The sequence below is a fragment of the Cohnella sp. OV330 genome (assembly GCF_900112065.1).
GTDB lineage: Bacteria > Bacillota > Bacilli > Paenibacillales > Paenibacillaceae > Cohnella.
Genome location: NZ_FOKE01000002.1, coordinates 346,206 through 367,369 on the forward strand (window position 1 = coordinate 346,206; position 21,164 = coordinate 367,369).

17 protein-coding genes and 1 riboswitch are annotated in these 21,164 nt (G+C 58.7%); of the genes, 4 read left to right on the forward strand and 13 right to left on the reverse strand.

Annotated elements, in window-relative coordinates:
- Positions 1-9: 9 nt before the first annotated feature.
- The 11 genes from BM235_RS05410 to BM235_RS32455 form a co-directional block, all read right to left on the reverse strand.
- Complete coding sequence (locus BM235_RS05410; protein WP_090110304.1) at positions 10-885, reverse strand: carbohydrate ABC transporter permease; 876 nt, start codon at positions 883-885, stop codon at positions 10-12.
- Positions 886-897: 12 nt separating this feature from the next.
- On the reverse strand, positions 898-1,830 hold the full coding sequence (locus BM235_RS05415) for an ABC transporter permease (protein WP_090110307.1): 933 nt from the start codon (positions 1,828-1,830) through the stop codon (positions 898-900).
- An 80-nt stretch (positions 1,831-1,910) separates the two neighbouring features.
- Positions 1,911-3,527, reverse strand: a complete 1,617-nt coding sequence (locus tag BM235_RS05420; protein WP_177244193.1) for a type 2 periplasmic-binding domain-containing protein — start codon at positions 3,525-3,527, stop codon at positions 1,911-1,913.
- A 274-nt stretch (positions 3,528-3,801) separates the two neighbouring features.
- Entirely contained in the window at positions 3,802-6,186 is a 2,385-nt protein-coding gene (locus BM235_RS05425; RefSeq protein WP_255374068.1) for a helix-turn-helix domain-containing protein, read from the reverse strand.
- Positions 6,187-6,347: 161 nt separating this feature from the next.
- Entirely contained in the window at positions 6,348-8,672 is a 2,325-nt protein-coding gene (locus BM235_RS05430) for a histidine kinase (RefSeq protein WP_090110309.1), read from the reverse strand.
- Between the two features lie 23 nt (positions 8,673-8,695).
- Entirely contained in the window at positions 8,696-9,487 is a 792-nt protein-coding gene (locus tag BM235_RS05435) for an alpha/beta fold hydrolase (protein ID WP_090110311.1), read from the reverse strand.
- Positions 9,488-9,501: 14 nt separating this feature from the next.
- Positions 9,502-10,149, reverse strand: a complete 648-nt coding sequence (gene kdpC / locus BM235_RS05440) for a potassium-transporting ATPase subunit KdpC (RefSeq protein WP_090110314.1) — start codon at positions 10,147-10,149, stop codon at positions 9,502-9,504.
- A 61-nt stretch (positions 10,150-10,210) separates the two neighbouring features.
- Positions 10,211-12,247: a potassium-transporting ATPase subunit KdpB gene (gene kdpB, locus BM235_RS05445; protein ID WP_090110316.1), complete on the reverse strand. Its 2,037-nt coding sequence runs from the start codon at positions 12,245-12,247 to the stop codon at positions 10,211-10,213.
- 18 nt (positions 12,248-12,265) lie between these two features.
- Entirely contained in the window at positions 12,266-13,948 is a 1,683-nt protein-coding gene (gene kdpA, locus BM235_RS05450; RefSeq protein ID WP_090110318.1) for a potassium-transporting ATPase subunit KdpA, read from the reverse strand.
- 43 nt (positions 13,949-13,991) lie between these two features.
- Positions 13,992-14,108, reverse strand: a complete 117-nt coding sequence (gene kdpF / locus BM235_RS05455) for a K(+)-transporting ATPase subunit F (protein WP_090110320.1) — start codon at positions 14,106-14,108, stop codon at positions 13,992-13,994.
- 60 nt (positions 14,109-14,168) lie between these two features.
- Positions 14,169-14,297, reverse strand: a complete 129-nt coding sequence (locus tag BM235_RS32455; protein WP_255374069.1) for a hypothetical protein — start codon at positions 14,295-14,297, stop codon at positions 14,169-14,171.
- 2 nt (positions 14,298-14,299) lie between these two features.
- Positions 14,300-14,463, reverse strand: a riboswitch (cyclic di-AMP (ydaO/yuaA leader).
- Positions 14,464-14,803: 340 nt separating this feature from the next.
- On the opposite strand from BM235_RS32455, the gene BM235_RS05460 reads away from it, so the two are divergent.
- The 3 genes from BM235_RS05460 (at position 14,804) to BM235_RS05470 (ending at position 17,567) form a co-directional block, all read left to right on the forward strand.
- The gene (locus BM235_RS05460) at positions 14,804-16,369 is read left to right on the forward strand and encodes an ATP-binding protein (RefSeq protein WP_090111045.1); all 1,566 of its coding nucleotides are present in this window, start codon (positions 14,804-14,806) and stop codon (positions 16,367-16,369) included.
- Positions 16,362-17,060: a response regulator gene (locus tag BM235_RS05465; protein WP_090110322.1), complete on the forward strand. Its 699-nt coding sequence runs from the start codon at positions 16,362-16,364 to the stop codon at positions 17,058-17,060. Before BM235_RS05460 ends, BM235_RS05465 begins: the two co-directional genes overlap by 8 nt.
- 96 nt (positions 17,061-17,156) lie before the next feature.
- Positions 17,157-17,567, forward strand: a complete 411-nt coding sequence (locus tag BM235_RS05470) for a hypothetical protein (RefSeq protein WP_090110324.1) — start codon at positions 17,157-17,159, stop codon at positions 17,565-17,567.
- Positions 17,568-17,594: 27 nt separating this feature from the next.
- Here the strand turns inward: BM235_RS05470 and BM235_RS31590 are convergent, their stop codons facing one another.
- Positions 17,595-17,804, reverse strand: coding sequence for a hypothetical protein (locus BM235_RS31590; protein ID WP_143106633.1), 210 nt, complete (start codon positions 17,802-17,804; stop codon positions 17,595-17,597).
- A gap of 68 nt (positions 17,805-17,872) precedes the next feature.
- Between BM235_RS31590 and BM235_RS05475 the strand changes: the two genes are divergently transcribed.
- Positions 17,873-19,693 (forward strand): right-handed parallel beta-helix repeat-containing protein, encoded by a 1,821-nt coding sequence (locus BM235_RS05475; protein WP_255374070.1) that lies wholly within the window; start codon positions 17,873-17,875, stop codon positions 19,691-19,693.
- A 131-nt stretch (positions 19,694-19,824) separates the two neighbouring features.
- Here BM235_RS05475 and BM235_RS05480 read toward each other — a convergent pair whose 3' ends face one another.
- Positions 19,825-21,000, reverse strand: a complete 1,176-nt coding sequence (locus BM235_RS05480) for a bifunctional DedA family/phosphatase PAP2 family protein (protein WP_110468947.1) — start codon at positions 20,998-21,000, stop codon at positions 19,825-19,827.
- Positions 21,001-21,164 lie beyond the last annotated feature (164 nt).

A 21,164-nucleotide genomic window follows, 5' to 3' on the forward strand; every position in this document is an offset into this window, starting at 1 on the left:
GCTTCCCTCCTACCCTTTCACGGCGCCGACCAGGACGCCTTTGACGAAGTACTTTTGCAAAAACGGGTACAGGCAAATGATCGGCAGCGTCGAGACGATGATCGTCGCGTATTTGATCGTCTCCCCGATGGCGTATTTGTCGTCGCTCGCCGAACCGGCCATCATCGTATCGGTATTGTTGGCGATCAGAATGTCGCGAAGCACGAGCTGAAGCGGATACTTCTCGCTGTCTCGCAAATAGACGAGCGCGGCGAAGTAGGAATTCCAGTGGCCGACCGCATACCAGAGGATCATGACGGCCACGACCGGCATCGACAGCGGCAGCACGATCCGGAACAGGATCGTCCAGTCGCCGGCGCCGTCCAATCGGGCCGACTCCTCCAGGCTGACCGGCACGCTCTGGAACGCGGTCCGCATGATGATCAGGTTGAACGTATTGATCGCGACGGGGACGAGCAGCGCCCACATCGAATTCATCATGCCAAGCTCGTTGACCAGCAGGTAGCTTGGAATGAGACCGCCTTGAAACACCATCGTCACCACGATCAGAAACATCAGAATTTTATTGAAGTACAGCTGGGATCTCGACGTGACATAGGCGCCGATCGCCGTCATGACCAGATTGATCGCCGTTCCCAGCGTCACGTAGATGAGCGTGTTCCCGTAGCCCTTCATGATCATCGGATTGTGGAACACCGCGCGATAAGCGCCGAGGTCGAAGCCCGCCGGCCTGAACAGCAGGCCGCTGCTCTGTAGGAAGGACGTCGCATCGCTGAACGATGCGAACAGCACGTACAAGAACGGATAAAGCGTAATGAAGCACAGACCGATCATGAGCAGCGCGTTCAGCCAGCCGAACGCGCGCTCGCCCGCCGAAGTTTTCATGCGCGATTCTCCTTACCACAGTTTGTTGTCGCCCAGGCGCCGGGACAGGCTGTTGGCCGCCACGATCAGAATGAGGCTTACGACCGAGTTGAACAGGCCTACGGCCGCCGTGAAGCTGTAGCTGGCCTCCAGCACGCCTTTGCGGTATACGTAGGTCGAGATGACATCGGCCGTCGAATACGTGAGCGGATTGTACAGGAGCAGCACCTTCTCGCTCCCGACCGTCATCATATGGCCCATCTGTAAAATGAACAGGATCGCGATCGTCGGCATGATGCCCGGCAGCGTCACGTGGAGCGTTTGCTTCCATCGTCCTGCGCCGTCTATCCTCGCCGCCTCGTACAGCGTCGAATCGATCGTCGTGATCGCCGCCAGATAGATGATCGATCCCCACCCGACGCTCTGCCAGATGCCCGACGAGACGAACAGGAACCTGAACCAGCCCGCTTCCTTCAGGAAGTCGACCGGCGTCATGCCGAAGCTTGAGAGGATCTGGTTGACGAGACCGGCGCGGCTTAAGAAATCGGCCATCATCCCGGCCACGACGACGATGGAGATAAAGTGCGGCAAATAGGATACCGTCTGCACGAACCGCTTGAACAGGCGGCCGCGAATCTCGTTGAGCAGCAGCGCCAGCACGATCGGCGCCGGAAAGCCGAACAGCAAATCGTAGGCGTTGATCAGCAGCGTATTCTTGATCAAGCGCCAGAAGTAGATCCCATTGAAGAAATGGTTGAAATGCTCAAAACCGACCCAGGGGCTTCCCCCAATGCCTTTCGTCGGCTGAAAGTCTTTGAAGGCGATCTGCAAGCCGTACATCGGTCCGTACTGAAATATCGCATAGTAAGCGATGACGGGCATCGCCATCATATAAATGGACCAGTGCCGCCTCAAGTCGGTTCTGATCGTCCGCCATGCTGCCGGATGGCCTGCGCTTTTCGGCATCGTTTCTCCTGCCTTTCCCTTTAAGCTCGGCGCGAGGCGGGTCCGGAGTCAGGCGACGCCTCTCTCCGGACCGCCAGCATTTAGCGGGCGTTGTAGCGTTCGAGCGCCGCCTGCTGGACCTGGATCGCGTCGTCGATGCCCATGCTCTCGATCTTTTTGACATAGTCGTCAAAGCCGTCGATGGGCTCGGCGCCCATGATGAACTTCAGCAGCATCTCGTCCCTGTACGTATTGATATCCGCCATGATCGAGGCGAACTTGCTGGATTCCTCGTCCGTCGGCGTGACGAGCGGCATCTTGCGCTCGGCCGTCGGCTTCGACCAGATCGCGAGCGCGTCCTTCTGCTGCGGGAGCGCCATGTACTGGACCTGGAAGTCGTCGCTCAGGACGAACGGGGCGCTCCATGTCGCCCGGTTGTACTTGGCGATCGCCTGCTGGATGCTGACGCCGCCGGACGGATTGAGAATCTCCTTCGTCAGCGCCGGTTTGCCGTCCTGCATCGTATAGCTCTGGCCCTCGATGCCGAAGTTGAACAGCAGCTGCCCTTGTTCGCCATAGGCGTAATCCAGCCACTTGACCGTCTCGATCGGGTTTTTGTTGCTGGCGGTGATCGCGGCGCCGATGCCGTTGAAGGCGAAGTCCTTCTGTCCCCAGATCGCCGGGTCGCCCGCCTTCAACACCGGATACGGCGCCGCGACGAGCTTGAAGCTCGGGTCGTCCTTCATGAGTCCGGCGTACTTGCCGATGCCGCCGCCATTGTAGGTGGCAGTCGAGCCGAGCAGGTCGGTCGTCATCTTGTTGTCGAGCAGCTTCGCGTTCGGCGCGGCGAAGTCCTGGTCGAGCAGGCCTTCCTTGTACCATTTGTTCATCGTCTCGAGGAACGACTTGAATTCCGGCTGAATCGGGCCGAACTTGACCGTCCCGTTGTCCTGGTAGAAGCTGTTGTTGATCCCCCAGGCGCCGAGGAAAGGCGCATCGATATTAAACAAATCCTTGTCCAGGTAGATCGGTATCTCGTCCGCCTTGCCGTTCCCGTTCGGATCCTTTTCTTTAAACGCTTTCAGAACGTTGTACCATTCGTCGATCGTCGTCGGCATCCGCATGCCGACCTTGTCGAGCCAATCCTGCCGGATCGCCGGGCCGAAGAACACTCTCACCTTCTCGCCGCCGCGCAGGAACGGGAATGCGTAGATGCTGCCGTCGTCCGTCATGATCTGTTTTTTCCAATCGGGATTCGCGTCCAGCAGCTTCTTCAGGTTCGGCGCGTATTGATCGATCAGATCGTTCAGCTTGATGATCTTGTTGTCCTTGATCGCCTTCTGCGGCCCGCCGGGGAAGTTGATCCAGTTGTACTCGATCACGTCGGGCAATTCGTTCGAGACGATCATCAGGTTGAACTGCTCCTGCATCTGGGCGGTATCGATCGGCGGATGCTGAAAGTCGACCTTTACGCCGGTCAGCTTCTCCATCTCCTTATACATGCCCATCTCGGCGTACGTCTTCATCTGGGACGTGGCCGCGGTATGATTCGCCACCCAGTACTTCAAATCGGTCAGCTTCGGCGGATTGGCCGATTGAGACGCCGACGCCGATCCGGCTGCCGCATTCGTGCCGCCGTCCTTGCCGCTGCATGCGGCAAGCGAGCATGCGAGCGCGGCGGACATGATGATCGGAATGACCTGTTTTTTTCTGATCATATTCGAACCTCCCTTTAATCGTTGGCGGGCTGTTGCGGACCCGGCCTGTTCTCGTCGTTCGTCATCAGTGTAGGCGCCGCGTCCGGATGCCGTATACGACCTCTTTTTCACATCCGTTGTACAATCGTAAGAAAAACGCCGGTGCTTAAAAAAGATCGGTCGCGCCTTTAAAAACGTCAGTCGAAAACGGCCCGGCAACGAAAAAAAGGGCAGTCGGCGCTGCCCGGTTTGCTGCCGATGCCTTTGAATTATTCCGCGCTTTGGGTCGTCGTGTTTATGAAGGGTCGCCGGCCGGGTCCATCGCGAACGCCTCCCGGAACTTGCCCGGCGTGACGCCTTCCAGTTTTTTGAACGCGCGGATGAACACGACGTCGTTGTTGTATCCGACCATCTGGGAGATTTGCCCGATCGTCAGCTCCTTGTCGCGCATGAGCCGCTTCGAGGATTTGATCCGTTTTTGCGTAATGTACTCGAGAAGGGTTTGCCCCTGGTGTTTCTTGAAAAACGTGGATATATATTGCGGCGTCATGCCGAGGCGCTCCGCGACCATCGCAAGTCCAAGGTTCGGATCGCCGAGACTGCCGTCTACGAGCCCGACGACCTCCTGCAGCAATTGCGCATGATGCCCCGTGCGCCCGACGTTGAAGGAGAGCGTCAGCTTGGCGTACAGCTCCTTCGTGATTCGCTGCATGCCTTCCGCGGTCTGATGGCTGAACACGGCTTTGATCGGATCGAAGTCCGAGCCGAGCTCGGCTTCCGGATTCGCGTTCGTGGCGTTCCTGATCTTCAGGAAGGTGCTGATGACGTTAAAAAACAAGCATTTTCCAAGCTCCGGGGTGATCGGACTGGCATCGAAGTTCATCGAAAAGATTTTATCGAGCAGCTTTGCGACATTGTCGGCATCGCCGCCGCGCACCAGGTTGATCAGCTGAACCTCGGTCTCCAGCGGATAATAATAGTGCTCGCTCGAGCCGACGATATCCCGGAAATGAATAATAACGTCGTTACCCATGATCAATCGGTATTCCAGCGCGGCGAGCGCCTCCGTGCAGGAATCGCGGACCGCCTTCGGCCCCTGATGGATGTCGCCGGCGGCGACGGTGAGGCTCATCTTGAATCTTTGCTTCAACGTGTCGAACAGCGACTCCGCGATCGTCCGAATGTCGGCTGGCCCCTCGGGCTCCCGCTCCGGCCCGATATTGACGATGATCGCGATCCGGTCCCGGTCCAGTTCGACGGGAAATCCGGCATGGTACGGCTCGATCAGATCGACGCTGACGTTGGATACGATGAACCTCGCCAGCGCCCGCTGCCGCTCGCCTTCTTCGGAAGCGGGCGGAAGATCGTCGATATGGACGAGCAGAACGGCGAATCGGTCCCCGCTGAACTTGAGATCCATGAACCGAAGCGTCTCCTCGCCTCCGGCCGAGAGGTCCGGCTCCGTATAGCCGTGAAGGAGCCGGGACAAGTAGTTGGCGCGGATGAACGGGGCTTGCTTGGACAAGGTGCTGCGCAGGTGCTTCTCCTCGTGGATCGAACCCTCGATCGTCTGCCGGATGAACTCGTATTCGCCGGAGGAAGGGCGCCCGCTCAGCGGCTTGCCGCTCATGATCGCGTTTAGCGTATGCTGCAATGGCTTGTAATTGCGATAGACGCTTGCGATGACGGCCAGCAGACCGAGGAGCAGACACAGAATGAGCAGCCGCACGGACCAGGTCTGAATCTGGTTCACCTGGCGCATGAAGAAATCGTTGGGCGTGACGGAAACGTAGCGAAGATGCGCCTGCTGCGAGGAGACGAACGAGACCATCTGATCGACGCCGTCCATCTTGTACGCGAACGGCGCGCTCGCCTGCTCCGTCCGCTTAAGCAGCGCTTCGGGGATCGGCGTCTCGCTCGTGCTCATGATCGTGCGGCCCTTCTCGTCGATAATATAGATCGAGCTATGGCTGGCCGACTCGAGCTGGGCGAACATTCGCTTGATCAGGTCGACGTCGATCAGCGCGACGAACTGGCCCTGGTTGTCCGACGGCGAGCGGACGGGCAACGTCTGCGAATAGACGATGACCTCCGCCGGGATGTCCTCGAGGCTTGCAAGCGGATTCAAACCTCTCGCCAGCGATGCGACGGGCGAGTACGTCCCGGTCTGCAGGTTGTCCAGCATGCCCTTTTGCCACTGCTCGTACGATTGCCCCTTGAAGGTATAGTTCGTCGAATAAAACGTTCGCGAGTCGGTGATCATGTCGGACTTGACGATCGTATCGCTGCGGGCGAAGTAAACAAAGTAGTCGAAAATGAAATCGCTGATCATGCTGCGGTACCGGGCCATCTTGTCCTGCATGAACTCGACGAACTTGTACCGGTCGGCGCTGCTCATTTGATCCGGAATCTTGAGCATATAGTCCAGCTTGGGGTCGAATACGACCTGACGCGCCAGGATGTCCACTTCCGACAGCTTGTTGTCGAGCATCAGCTTGAGCTGCTCCAGCAGCGCCGCATTCGAGCGGTTCGTGCTTTTCTCCAGGCTTCCCTCCGCCTTCATGTACAAAAACAGTCCCATGGACAGCGGGATCAGCAAAATGCAAAGGCTCGTGACGATCATCGTGCGAAGCGCGCTTCTGGGATTGCGAAACGGCCATAATCGAATTCGAAGCTTCAAACCCGTTCACCTCGTTCGGCGGGGCAAGTTCGTCCCTGGCTGTTTAAATATCATAACTTCTATCAACTGCATTGGCTAGGCTGAAAACGCTTTACGAGAACGGCAAAGCAAAGAGACACAAGCCCTCCCGCATAGGATGGCTTGTGTCTGGCGGAGCCGCTTTACTCCCTGGCGCTCCGGTCGAAATCCGCGACGATCAGCATATCGGTCCCCCGCGCCCGGCGGAGCATAAAATGGACGACCGTCTCCTTCAGCAGCGAGTACCATAGCGGCCGGCGGGATTGGCCGACGATCAGCAAAGTCGCGTTGAGCTCGTTCATGCGCTGCATCAGCGCTTCGCCGATCCGCTTGCGGCCGCCGAGGGGAGCGACTTCCATCCTGCCCCCAAGCCGTTCGCATAGCTGGCGCAGCGTATCCAGTCGTTTGGCGGCATCGCCGCCAGGCTCGGCGCTTTTCTGCACATAATGCACGTGCCATTCCGCCTTCAGCCGGTGCGCGATACGGAACCCGCGGCGAATGAGCCGCTCGGCGCGCGGGCCCGCGTCCACGCAGACGAAGATCATCTCCTGCCGGCGCCATTGGCCGCGAAGCGAGGCGTTGCGGTCCCACGCTTCCAGGCGTTCGTCCACGTCGTCCGCCAGCTCGCGGAGCGCCAGCTCCCGCAAGGCGATCAGATTACCGATTTTGAAAAAAGAGCCTAACGCTTGATCGACCTTCTCCGCCGCGTAAATCTTCCCTTCGCGCATGCGCTGCTGCAGCATTTGCGGGGTGACGTCGATCAGCTCCACCTCGTCCGCCAGCTTCAGGATCGCGTCCGGCACCGTCTCCCGCACGCGCACGCCCGTCAACTGCTCCACCGCGTCGTTCAGGCTCTCCAGATGCTGCACGTTAACGGTAGAAATGACGGAAATGCCTTGATCCAGCAAGCGGAGGACGTCCTCGAACCTTTTTTTGTGTCGGCTTCCCGGCACGTTCGTATGCGCCAGCTCGTCGACCAGGACGACCTCGGGCCGGCGCGCGACGATCGCGTCCGTGTCCATCTCTTCGAGCCGTGCCGATTGATAAGGGATGACGGCTCTCGGCACGATCGGCAGACCCCCGACTTGCGCCGCCGTCTCCTTTCTCCCGTGCGTCTCCAGGAGGCCGATGACGACAGCGATCCCTTTTGCGAGCAAGCTGTTGCCCTCTTGCAGCATCTTGAAGGTTTTGCCGACTCCCGGGGCCGCTCCGATATAAACCTTAAAGGTGCCGCGGCGGATCGTTTCGATTTTTTGCTCGATTTCTCCCGAGCTGAGACGGCGATACCGCTCCGCGGCCGCTTTAGGCTTCGGCTTGATCGGCAGGATGCGCTCGCCCGTCTGTTCCGCGCGATCCGCCATAATGAACACGTCGATGTTCCTCGTTTTCCGAAGCACCCGGTTGGCGATGGAGCCCTGCCACCGCTCCTGCCAGCGGTTCTTATCGGAATGCCCCATCACGATGCGCGTGACATTGTTGTCGGTCGCGTAGCGCACGAGCAGCGACGGAAGCTGGCGCCTATTGGGGAGCGGCAGCTCCTCGAACTTGGCGTCCACCTTCTGGGCCAGCTTTTGAATGGACCGCTTGAACGCCTGCTGGTCCTTCGACAGCGCCCGCCTCGGACGCACGAACGTAACGACGATCAAATCGCCGTTCAACCGTCTGGCAATTTGTTGTCCTCTGCGCACGTGAAGCGAGCCGTTCCAATGATACTGCGCCGAGACCAGGATACGCTCGGCGGCTCCGGACGGGCCGACGAGTCCCTGCTGCTCCCGGTGCTTTTCCAGCGAATCGTTCACGCCCTCCGCCATCAATCTGAGCGAGATTTCCCGCAGCACGCCGAGATTGCCGCGGCGGCACATCGCGGGATGCCGCCGGCCGCCCAGAACGCCTTCGTCGATCCGCTTCAGGATCGTCTCCGGCGACACGTCGATCAGCCGCACCTCGTCCGCCAGCTCCAGCGTGTCGGAAGGCACCGTCTCCTCCGCGCGTATGCCGGTCAGCTTGTAGACGATCTCGTCTTCCCCTTCCAGCTCGTACACGTTGATCGTCGTGATGACGCTGATGCCGTGATCCATCAGGTAACGGATATCCTCCAGCCGCGTCTTGAACTGCGCTCCCTCGCGGTTGCGGTGGGCCAGGCCGTCGACGAGCACCACCTCCGGGTTGCGGGCGAGCAGCGCCTCGAGCGGCAGATCCTTCTGCTCCATGTCGCCCTTGCGCCAACGGATGCTGGGCACGCGCTCGAGCTCGAGCGTCTGCTGCACCGTTTCCGCGCGCTGCATCGTCGATACCGCGCAGATGACTACGTCGATCCCTTGCTGCTTCAAGAGGTTGCCTTCGCGCAGCATATGATACGTTTTGCCCGATCCGCTTACCGCGCCGATGATGACTTTTAAGCGGCCCCGATGCAGTTTCGATATCGAATGCAGAATCTCTTCCGGCGTTTTGCGCCGATACTCCGTCACCGGCTCCCCTCCTATATCCGCGATTACAGCGCCTGCCGTTCCAAAAATTGCTCGATAACGGCATTAAAGGTTTCCGGCTGGCATAGGCTGCTCGGTTCGTTGGCATCGGGGATGATCGCCAATTTGGCTTGCGGCAGATGAGAGACGACTTCCTTCATTCGCTCGACGCCATATACCGTGCAATCGCCGACGACGCCCAATGCAGGCCGATTAAAATCGGTTAAATGGGCCGAGTAGTCGATACGCCTGGTCGCCAGCCGCTGCCGGTATAGCTCGCGCGGTCTCCGGTCAAGCACGTTTCGTCTGAGCTCGCTGTAAGCCAGCCCCCAACGCCGGTATGCGAGGCGCAGCGAGGGGAGCAGCAGCTCGCCTGGCGCGTAGTAGTCCATCCAGCTAAGATACGCCGCCGCCAGCTGAAGCTTGCCCAAGATCGTCGAAACTTCGCTGCGGCAGAAGCTGTCGGCGATGACGATCGCCTTGACCCGCTCCGGATACTGCTTCGCGATCTGCTGAACGATCAAGCCGCCGTACGCGATGCCGACGAACACCGCTTCGCGGATCTGGAGCGCGTTGAGCAGCATGATCAAATCCAGGCACTGCGTATCGATAATATCATCCGGAGACTGCCGCAATTCGCCGGAGCGCCCGTTGCCGCGCAGATCGCAGGCAATGACCCGGTATCGTTCGGAAAAGTAATCGAGCTGGGGCTTGAACATGCGATGCGTCCAGCCGTGCCCATGAATAAATAGAAGGGCGGGTCCGCTTCCTTGCGTTTCATAGTAGAGCGACGTTCCATTGAGATTGACGACCGGCAAACTGTCCACCTCTTTTATTTGGGATATTCGTTATTGGCCAGCTTTTCCTTCAAAGCGAGATTGAGCTTCAGCACGTTCACCCGCTTGTCTCCGAAGACGCCCAGGTCGCGGTCCTCGGTAAAGGCGCCGACCAGCGACGTCAGATAGGCCGCGGACAAGCCGGTCAACTTGGCGATTCTCGGAATCTGCACAAGCGCAGATTGCGGCGTAATATGGGGATCGAGCCCCGAGCCCGAATTGGTGATCAGCGCGATGGGCAGTCGATCGGCCGGCACATCCGGATTCTCCGTTTGCCACTGCGCGATCGATGCCTTGACGCGGGCGAGGAGGTCCGGATTGGAAGGCCCGTAATTGTTCGAGCCGGAGGCCTCCGCCTTATAGTCGATGCTGGATACGCGTCCCTGAAAATAGCTCGGATCGGCGAACGACTGCCCGATCAGCTCGGAGCCGACCACGTTGCCGTCCTTATCCTTGAGCAAGCTGCCGTTCGCCTGATGGGGGAAAAGCAACTGCGCGAGACCCGTGCTGACCAACGGGTATACGATGCCGCACAATAGGATGAACAGCAGGCTGATGCGAATGGCGATCCATAGCGTCGAGCCGCCGGAGCGCTCTTCTTGCCCGTCTTGTCCGTTTTGTCCGTTTTGTACCAACGTGCTCATGGCGGGTTCCTTCTTTCCTTCAATTAGGGTCCTGTAAAATAAAAGGCATGCGCCGTCGCGATCAGATCCATACATGGACGAGCAAATCGATCAGCTTGATGCCGACGAAGGGAGCTACGATCCCGCCTAATCCGTAGACGAGCAAATTGCGGCTAAGCAGGCGCGAGGCGCTCATCGGCCGGTAAGCGACGCCCTTCATCGCAAGCGGGATCAGCAGCGGAATGATGATGGCGTTGAACACGAGTGCCGACACTATGGCCGACAGCGGCGACCCGAGCTGCATCACGTTCAGCGCGTCCATTTGGGGAATCGCCAGCATGAACATAGCCGGGATGATCGCGAAGTATTTGGCGATATCGTTGGCGATGCTGAAGGTCGTCAAGGCGCCGCGGGTCATGAGCAGCTGCTTGCCGATGGCGACCACCTCGATGATCTTGGACGGATCCGAATCGAGATCGACCATGTTGGCCGCTTCTTTGGCCGCGGTCGTGCCGCTGTTCATCGCCAGTCCGACGTCCGCTTGCGCGAGCGCCGGCGCGTCGTTCGTCCCGTCTCCGGTCATGGCGACCAGCTTGCCGTCGGCCTGCTCGCGCCGGATGACCGCGATCTTGTCCTCCGGCTTGCTCTCCGCGATAAAGTCGTCCACGCCCGCTTCCCTGGCGATCGTCGCCGCCGTCAGCGGATTGTCGCCCGTGCACATGATCGTCTTGATGCCCATCGCGCGCAGCTGGTCGAACCGCTCCTTCATCCCCGGCTTCACCGTGTCCTTCAGGTAGATGACGCCGAACACCCGCTTGTCGACCGCCACGGCCAGCGGCGTGCCGCCCTCCGAGGCGATGCGGTCCGCTTGCCTGCCGAGATCGTCGGGAACGGCGCCGCCCTGCGCCGACACCCACTTGCGGATCGCGTCGACCGCGCCTTTGCGGACCTGGCGTCCGTCAGGCAGATCGATGCCGCTCATCCGTGTTTCCGCCTTGAATTCCACGAAGCTGCCGCCCACGCCCAGCGAAGCGTCGTAGGTTTTTCCGTTTCTCTTCATCCATTCCAGCACGGAACGGCCCTCAGGCGTCTCGTCCTGAGTCGAAGCGATCGCCGCCCAGGCTGCCGTCTCGTCGATGCGGGCTTCGCCGACCGGCACGATATCGCCGGCCATCCGGTTGCCGAAGGTGATCGTGCCGGTCTTGTCGAGGATCATCGTATTGATATCGCCCGCGGCCTCGACCGCCTTGCCCGACATCGCGAGCACGTTGAACTGCGTCACCCGGTCCATGCCGGCGATGCCGATCGCCGACAGCAGCCCGCCGATCGTCGTCGGGATGAGGCAGACCAGCAGCGCGATCAGCACCGGCACCTCCAGCTCGACGTCCACGTAGGAGGCGATCGGCCCGAGCGTGACGACGACGATCAGGAAGATGATCGTCAGGCTGATGAGCAGCGTGTTCAAGGCGATCTCGTTGGGCGTCTTCTGCCGCTTGGCGCCTTCGACGAGCGCGATCATCCGATCGATGAACGTCTCCCCCGGATCGCTCGTGATCCTCACCTTGATCCGGTCGCTGATGACGCGCGTGCCGCCCGTGACGGAGTTGAAGTCCCCGCCCGCTTCCTTGATGACGGGAGCGGATTCGCCGGTGATGGCCGATTCGTCGACGGAGGCCAGCCCCTCGATCACTTCGCCGTCTCCGGGGATCATCTCGCCCTGCGAGACGACGACGACGTCTCCTTTTCGCAGCTCGGTCGAGGGCACAGTCTTCACGCCGCCGCCGTTTACGACTTTATTCGCGGTGATTTCCTTTTTCGTCCGCTTCAGCGTGTCGGCCTGCGCTTTGCCTCTGCCCTCCGCCAGCGCTTCGGCGAAGTTGGCGAACAGCACCGTGAACAGGAGGATCAGGAATACCGCCAGATTGAAGCCGATGCGGTCCTTCGCATCGAAGTAACCGGGAAACAGCGTCATGAGCAGTACGATCGCCGTGCCGACCTCGACGACGAACATGACGGGATTTTTCATCATGACCGCCGGATTCAGCTTGATCACGCTCGCCTTCAGGGCGTCTGCGACCAGCGGTCCGGAAAACATGCTTTTTTTGCGTTTATCGTTCACGGCAGTTCACTCCATCTCTTATTGGCGAATCGTCAGATGCTCCGCGACGGGTCCGAGTACGATCGCGGGCAGGAAGGTCAGCGCGCCGATCAGAATGACCGTCCCTATTAACAGAAAAGTGAACAGCGCATTGTCCGTACGGAACGTGCCGATCGTCCCCGGCACCCACTGCTTGCGCGTCATCGAACCGGCGACGGCCAGCAGCGCGATCATCGATACGTAGCGTCCGAAAAACATAACGAGGCCGGTCGTAATATTCCAAAACGGCGTATTGTCCGCCAGGCCCTCGAAGCCGGAGCCGTTGTTGGCGGCCGACGACGTATATTCGTAAAGCACCTGCGAGATGCCGTGAAAACCCGGATTCGAGATCGAGCCTTTGCCCAGATCGGTCAGGAAGGCGATCGCCGTCGGCGCCAATATAATGAACGGATGCGTCAATATGGCGACCGCGATCAGCTTCATCTCGCGCGGCTCGATCTTCCGCCCCAGGAACTCCGGCGTTCGGCCGACCATCAGGCCGCAGATGAACACGGCGAGCATCGCGTACATCAGCATGTTGACCAGTCCGACGCCCTTGCCGCCGAATACGACGTTCAGCATCATCTCGGAGAGCGGCACCAGTCCGCCCAGCGGGGTGAGCGTATCGTGCATATTGTTGACCGTGCCCGTCGTTGCCGCCGTCGTGACCGTAGTGAACAGCGCGGACTGGGCGATGCCGAAGCGCACTTCCTTCCCTTCCATGCTGCCCTGCGAAGCGTCGATGCCCAGCGCTTCAAGCGCGGGATTGCCGCTCTTTTCCGTCGTATATGCAACCGTTAGAAACACGAGGAACAAAGCCATCATGGCCGAAAAAATGACCCAGCCGTGCTTGCGGCTCTTCGCGAACCGGCCGTACGTAAAGGGCAGCGCGGCAGGCAGCGCCCACATCGACAGAATCTCGATCACGTTCGTCAGCGCGCTTGGATTCTCGAACGGATGCGCCGAGTTCGCGCCGAAAAAGCCGCCGCCGTTCGTGCCCAGATGCTTGATCGCTTCCAGCGAGGCGACGGGCCCGATCGCGATCTGCTGCGCGGCGCCTTGAAGCGTCGTCACCGACAGCGTCGGATCCAGCGTCTGCGGCACTTGCAGCGCGACCAACAGCAGCGTGACGATGATCGCAAGCGGAAAAAAAATCCGGGTGTGCGCCTTGACGAAGTCCTCGAAGAAGTTGCCCAGCGTCTTGCCTCTGCTCGTAATGCCCCTGACAAAGGCCACCGCCACCGAGAAGCCGGTCGCCGCGGACGTGAACATCATCATCATGATGACCGCCATCTGCGAAAAGTAGCTTAAGCCCGTCTCGCCGCTGTAATGCTGCAGATTCGTATTCGTAATGAAGCTGATGACCGTATTCATCACCAGCGTCGGCTCCATATTGCCGATTCCGTTCGGATTGAACGGCAACCCGTTCTGTACGCGCAGCAGGATATAACTGACCGCCACGAGCGCGAAGTTGATGGCGACGAAGCTGAACGCATACCGCTTCCAGCTCATCCCGGCGCGGACTTTAAGTCCGACGAGCGCGAAGATCGGCTTCTCGACCCAGCCGAACAGCCTGTCGGTCCGATTGGGCTCGTTCGAGAAGACGTGGAAGACGTAATTTCCGAGCGGCTGCGCGATCAGCATGAGCAAGCCGATCACGATGACGATTTGCAAGAAATCCATGGCCTTTCCTCCTTGGGCATTAGCGACTCAGACGAGAACATGTTTAAAACTTCTCCGGGTGCAGCAGGGCGTACACCAGGTAGATCAGCAGCAGGCCCGTGAAGATCAGCACGATCGTCATGCGCGCTCCTCTCCCGTCTTGTCGATCGATCTGTCGCACCAGATCACGAACCCGACGACAAGCGCGAAGGCGGCGATCAACGTCAACGTCATCCAAATATCAAGCAAATTCATACACTCCTTTTCCTTCCGCAAGTAGAAAAAAAGCAACAAAAAAGAAGCCCGGCAAAGGAGGAACCTTTACCGCGGCTTCTTGATCAAGACCGTCGTCTTGGATCGCGCGCGACAAGCGTTGCCTCTCCGATACGCTTGCGAGGTTAGCTGTCGGATTCGGGCGCGAGAGTCGCCCTACGCCGGGCACGGTTCTTGTGCCAAGCGATTCACCCCTGGAGCCGATGATGGCTCCGGTTGGTTCCCCCGTTCCTGGTCGTACCAGGATTCAGCGTCTAACGATGCGTAAAGCGGTTCTTGATCCCTTCTTTCATCGAGCCGTCAAATCCGCGCCTCCTTGCTTGCGAGGCATCGTTCTGCACGTATCTTAAGCCCGGCCGCAATTGCTGTAAAGGAACCCAACTTTCATTTCAGACGATATTCTATAACATTCGCTCGGGATGGAAATAAATAGACTCTTAAGCTCCGGATTTCTCTCAAATGCTAAATATTATTACGATTATGAGTGATTTTTATAGTATTTTTACACCCTTTTACGGTTTATTTTCTCCGCTTTTTACAGTAACCTTAAGGAAAACGAGTCCGGAAAATCGAGCGGGCGGGAAGTGGAATTTCGTGCGGAATATGCAAGCTTTATGGGCGCTCTGGCGGCCTTATGCCAGCATCGCCCTCCTGATCGCGCTCATGACGTTGGTCATGCATCTGCTCGGACTTGCGTTCGACCTGGTGAACATTGCGCTGATCTATTTATTTCCGATGCTGGTCAGCGCGGTGTGGTGGGGCCTTCGGCCTGCGGTCTTTGCAGCCGTGCTCGCGATCGTCGCGTTGGATTTCTTTTTTGTGCCCCCGACGCTCAGCTTCTCGGTCGCGGACTTGCGGTATTTGGTTTCATTCGCCGTCTATGTAGCCGTCGCCGCGCTGACCGCCAGTCTGGCTTCGAGGCTCAAGCAGCAGCTGCGCTATTCCAAGCAGAGAGAAGCGCAAACGGCTGCTTTATATACGCTGAGCAGGCAGATGAACGCAATCACCGACGTGCATGCCTTATTGGATAACGTCTCGCTCCAAGCAGCGCAGTCGATGGGCAGCGAGATCGCGATCTATATGCCAGGCCCCTCGGGACTTCTGGCGCTCACCCACCGCTCTGCTTCGGATAGCGACTGGGGACAAGGCGATGCGGAAAAAGCGACCGCCAAGCTGGCCTTCGACCACGGCGAAGCGATCGGCTACGGTTCGTATACGCTGCGGGACTTGCCCGGCTACTACTTGCCGCTGCGAACCGAGGACCGCGTATACGGCGTGCTCGCGCTGAATCTGAAGGAGCGAAAAAGCTTTTTTAACGCCGGGCAGCGGGAAATGCTCGAGGCGCTGGGCGGACTGGCGGCCAGCGCCATCGCCCGCGCGAAGCTGGCCGAGGAGGCCAAGCTCGCCCACCTGACGGCCGAATCCGAACGTCTGCGCACGGCCATCCTCGACTCCGTATCGCATGAGCTGCGTACGCCGCTTGCTGCGATTATCGGCTCCGCCACCGTGCTGGCGGCGGACGACGATCTTTTTACGCCCGAGGACCGGAAGGAGCTCTTGATCAACATTCGCGACGGCGCGCTGCGGATGAACCGGTTGGTAAGAAATCTGCTCAGCATGGTCCAGCTGGAAAGCGGCATGCTGCGTCTGCGTAAAAACTGGTGCGGCGTGGAGGATTTGATCGGGGTGACGCTGGCTCAGGTCCAGGACTACAAGGAGCATCGCAAGCTGCAGGTACGGCTGCCCGAGCAAATTCCGTTGGTGTCCGGGGATGAAGTGCTGCTGGAGCAGATGCTGGCGAACGTGGTCGGCAATGCGATCAAGTACAGCCCGGACTACAGCGAGATCGACATCGCGGTGTCGTCCGATTCGGACACGCTCGTCATTGCCGTGGCCGATCAGGGGGTCGGACTCGCGGATGAGGAATATGCCCGGATCTTCGATAAGTTTTATCGCGCCGATGCCACCAGGCAAGTGACGGGCACGGGATTGGGGCTCGCCATCTGCAAAGGAATCGCGGAGCTGCACGGCGGTACGATATCGGGAAGGCGCAACGAGCCGCGAGGCACGGTCATGACGATCGCGCTTCCGATGAGCAAGCCGGTTGAACGGCAAACTCGGCAAGATCGATTAAAGGAACAGGAGACGGAGGACGGTGGCAATGAATGAGCAAGGCGCACGGATCCTGATCGTGGACGACGAGCCGCAAATCCGCAAGCTGCTTCGCGTGACGCTGCAGGCCTATCGATTCGTCATTCACGAAGCGGCGACAGGCGAGGAAGGGCTGGAGCAAGCGGCCTTGGTTTGTCCGGATTTGATCCTGCTCGACCTCGGGCTGCCTGATCTGTCCGGCCTGGAGGTGCTGAGCCGCATCCGGGAATGGTCGCTTGCGCCGATCATCGTGCTGACGGCCAAGGACAGGGAGGAAGACAAGATCGTGGCGCTGGACGGCGGCGCGGACGACTACGTGACCAAGCCGTTCAGCATGGGCGAGCTGGTCGCCCGCATCCGGGTGGCGCTGCGGCATGCGGCGGCCCATTCGGTTAACGAGCCTGTCCTATCGTTCGGCGCGCTGACGATCGATCTCGTTCGCCGCGTCGTCGAGTTGAACGGCGAGCGAGTGAAGCTGACTCCGACCGAGTACGACCTGCTTAAGCTTCTGGCCGTGAGCGCCGGCAAGGTCGTCACGCAGCGGCAGCTGCTGCAGCAGGTGTGGGGCGACCAGCACGGCGAGTCCGACAGCCACTACCTGCGAGTATACATCGGCCATCTGCGCAAAAAACTGGAGGCGGATTCCACGCAGCCTCAGTATATATTAACGGAGCCGGGAGTCGGATATCGGTTTCGCTCTCGCGAATAGCATGATCCCTGCAAACGCAAGATTCGACGAGATTTATCGCAAAAAAACTATTTTATATGGCAAGCCGTCGCGGCTCGAAGGGAGAGATACCGCAACATGTCCGTGCAAGTCGCTGAATCGTTGCCGAAGCTGGCCAACCGATTGCAGGCCGTTCAGATCGCGAAGCTGGAGATCTTCATCGTGCCCCTCGCCGAGAAGAACCGCTGCCGCTATCGCGTCCATTTGCTTTTATCCACGAATGCCGGACCGCTTGCGAGCGAATTGACGCTCGAAGCCTGCGATAAGCCGTCCGACTGGGTAACCTGGTCGTATGGCTTCCGAAAGATGCTGAATGCCAAGGAACCGTACGACGCGCACGGGTTGAAGCGGCAATGCCTTGAAAACAGCGTTTATTCGCGCTTGGCACTCGCTGCGCTGCAGCAGCCGATAGACATGCCAAGGCCTATCCGCGCGGATCAACGATCCATTTTGATAGAGCGCGCGACCCAGTACGTCTGTTTGTTTTAGAAAAGGCTCGCCGAACAATGACGCCCGCTACATAAACATATCTTGACGCAAACAAACAGCAACAGCCATGGACGCAATTAAAAGTCCTGGACCTGTCGCTGTTTTTTTTGCAAATGAATTGGCCGAAAGACCGGCAAACGCGTTTCTTCCCACAACGCAAAAAGGAGCGGAAATAATTGGCAGTTCGCGAATTGCTGCCAATGTCTTCATGCCGCACTTTATCGGGTCGATATTCATTTTACAGACCTGTCACTCCGTCATTACCCGCTCTGCCAATCTTTCAAACATGCGATGGAGGTTTTTTCTTGAAAAAGTTTAATTCGGTGGCTTTGGCGCTTGTTGTGGCTCTCAGTGTCATTTATGGTCTCTCGTCCAATGCCGACAAGACGGCCTATGCGCTCTCCGGCAATATCTCGCAGGTCTTCACCGCCGCCGCCGACTTCAATAATGTGCAAGGCGAGCATCAATGGTACTATCAAAAGCTCGTAGGCTCCGTTTATTCGGATCTCGTCTATAACGCCGAGAACGAGCGCTGGCAGCCGACGAACGGCGATTATCCCTGGGTATCCAAGGATCAGCTGCATCCGGACGAGAACGCCGACGCCGTCCTGAAGTGGGTGTCGCCGGGCAAGGGGACGATCGCGATTACCGGAGAAGTATCCAGAAGCTCCGAACTCGGAGACGGCATCGTGGTCACGGTCTTGAAGGACAGCAAGATGCTGTGGAAAAATACGTTGACGTACGTGAAAGGCTACGCGCCGAAGAGCGTCGGCAGCGTCCCCGTCGAAAAAGGATCGGCCATCTACTTTATCGTGAATCGCAAAAACACCACAGTCGGCGATAACGCGCTTTGGAGTCCGACCATCGCGTTCACGTCCGCTGAGCCTGTCGTCTCCGCAACGCCGGCCGCAACCGCTACGTCGACACCTACACCTACACCTACACCTACACCTACACCTACACCTACACCTACACCTACACCTACTCCTACACCTACAGTAAAACCGACCGCATCGCCAACGCCTACAGCTACGCCGACGCCTACAGCTACGCCAACGCCTCCGGTCAATCCGGCCGCAACGGCTGCGCCGACGCAAATCGCTACGCCTGCTCCCGCCGGCATCGACGTGACAAGCTGCGGCGCTGCGGCCGACGACGGCAAGGACGACTATGCCGCCTTCGCTGCCTGCGTGACCAAGGCCAAGACGCTAGGCAAGCTCGTGACCGTGCCGGCGGGCAGCTTCACGCTCGGCAAGATTCTGACGCTTGACGGCGTGAGCCTGAGCGGCGCGGGCATGGACAAGACGACGCTGACCTCGACCGACCCGCAGAACGGCTCCATCGACATCAAGGGCGACGGCGTCACGCTGAGCGGCATCAAGCATGCGTACGCCACGACGGTCGCGCGGGGCAACGGCGCCAACGAGAAGAACAACATCACCGTCCGCAGCGCTACGAATTTCGTCATCGACCATGTTTATGTCTATAAGTCCAGCACGGCCGGAATCTTGGTTACCTATCAAGCCAAGGGCGGCCGGATTGCCAATAATATCGTCGATTCGACCGGCGCCGACGGCATTCATATGACGAACGGCAGCAGCGATATCACGGTCGAAGGCAACCTTGTGAAGGGCGTCGGCGACGACACGATCGCGGTCGTCAGCTACGACTTGCCGGCCGTCAAGAACATCACGATCCGCAACAACGATGTCGGATACGGCTCCCTGGCGCGCGGCATCTCCGTCGTCGGCGGCAGCGACGTATTGATCGAAGGCAATTCCGTCAAGGATACGCAAATGGCGGGCATTTATATCGCCAGCGAAGGCTCCTACAATACGACCGACGTCAACAACGTGACGGTTAAGGGCAATACGGTCGACCATACGGGCATCCATGAGCCCGAGAACCACCCGAACGTGCTCGTCTACTCTTCGCAAGGCATGATCGACAACGTCACCTTCACGGGAAACACGATCCAAAACGCCGCGCATCGCGGAATCGGCGTATGGGGCGACGGTCAAATCAAGGACATTTACTTTACGGGCAATACGCTGATCAACGACAAGGGCGCCAACACGACGTTCAAGAACGGCATTATCCACTTGCTGGACAATATCGGCTTCTAGACGGCCTCGTCTGAAGCTGACCGACACCGATCCGGGTCACCGGGTTGGTGTTTTTAATGCGCGTGCAAGTCGGCTGCCCCATTGGTCGAATTGCCTATTATATAAGATTGCCGATTGCCTTCGTGAACGCATTAATCCCCTATGGCTCGCAATTTCCGGAGAACCTCGAGCAGCATCACGTGGAGACTGACCCACGCGCCGCCGAACACATATCCGGCGAAGACGTCGCTGGGGTACTGCACCCCGAAATATATCCGGCTGACGCCCACCGCCAGACAGATCAGAATCGCGCCCAGAACAAGGGGAACCCGGATATAACGAAAGTGGTAATAGCGCAGAAGCAGAAAAGCCGAAAATCCGCAAACCGTCAAGGAGATCAGCGTCTCCTCGCTGGGAAACGTATTGAAAAGCTGCACGCCTGCCGCTACGGGGCCGGGGCGATGGAAGACCGCGCGCAAAATCTCGTCAAGGAGCTCCGCTCCGACGACGACCCATACCAGTAAAGTCAGGTCGAGCCTTCGCTCCTTGCTGTGAAGCATGATCCAAAGCGCGGAGAGCACTAGCACGGGGCCATATAAATAAAGCGTGCCGAGCTTCTCGAAGGCATGCATCCAACCGCTCCAACTTGGACCGAAGGACGCCGTGACCAAAAACGATGCGATCTCGTCGAATTGTCCGAATTCCTGCGCCAAAAAGTCCTGAATCACGCCCAGCATCAGCGAGAAAAAGAGGACGAACACGGCAAAAGAAGCCAACAGCAGCAACCGAACCTTGCCGAACGAATGAAAACGGCGCACCCCATGCGTTAGCAATTGCATAAGCGCTTCGACAACTTGCCGCTTGTACTTCCCGTACACGTAAATCAAGCCTGTTACAAGTGCCGAGGCGATGCCGAAAATAATCATGTAACGGTTGACCGTCGCGTGGTACAGTTCCCACTTGGGCCCCAGCACTTTGCCCAGGGAGATGAACAACCCCACCCAGAAGATCGCGCCGGTATACGCAAAAAGCGCGTAACGCCGGAAAGGCATGCGGGTAACGCCGCAAAAATAACCGGTAATATGCCGGACGCCGGGAATAAAATAAGCGACGAATAGCAGCTTGGCTCCATATTTTTCAAACCAAAGGGTCAGCTTGTCGATGCGCGCTTCCGTCAGATGGACGCGATGCCCGTACCGAACGATAAACGGCCTGCCTAGCCGATATCCGATCCAATAGGAGAGCGTCACGCCCGTCAAGACGCCCGAGCCGGCCGATACGATGCTGAACGGCCAGCTTAGTTTTTGTTCATAAACGAAGAGCCCGATTTAGCTCATCATCATCTCGCCGGGAAGCGGCAGCGCGAGCATCTCCAGACATAGGAACAAGAAGATAAGACCATATCCATAATGCGCAAGCAAGTTTGTCAGCATGTCCAATGATAATCGCCTCCCGGATGCGCATGCGCGGCGAGCTTGTTGGTATCATTCCT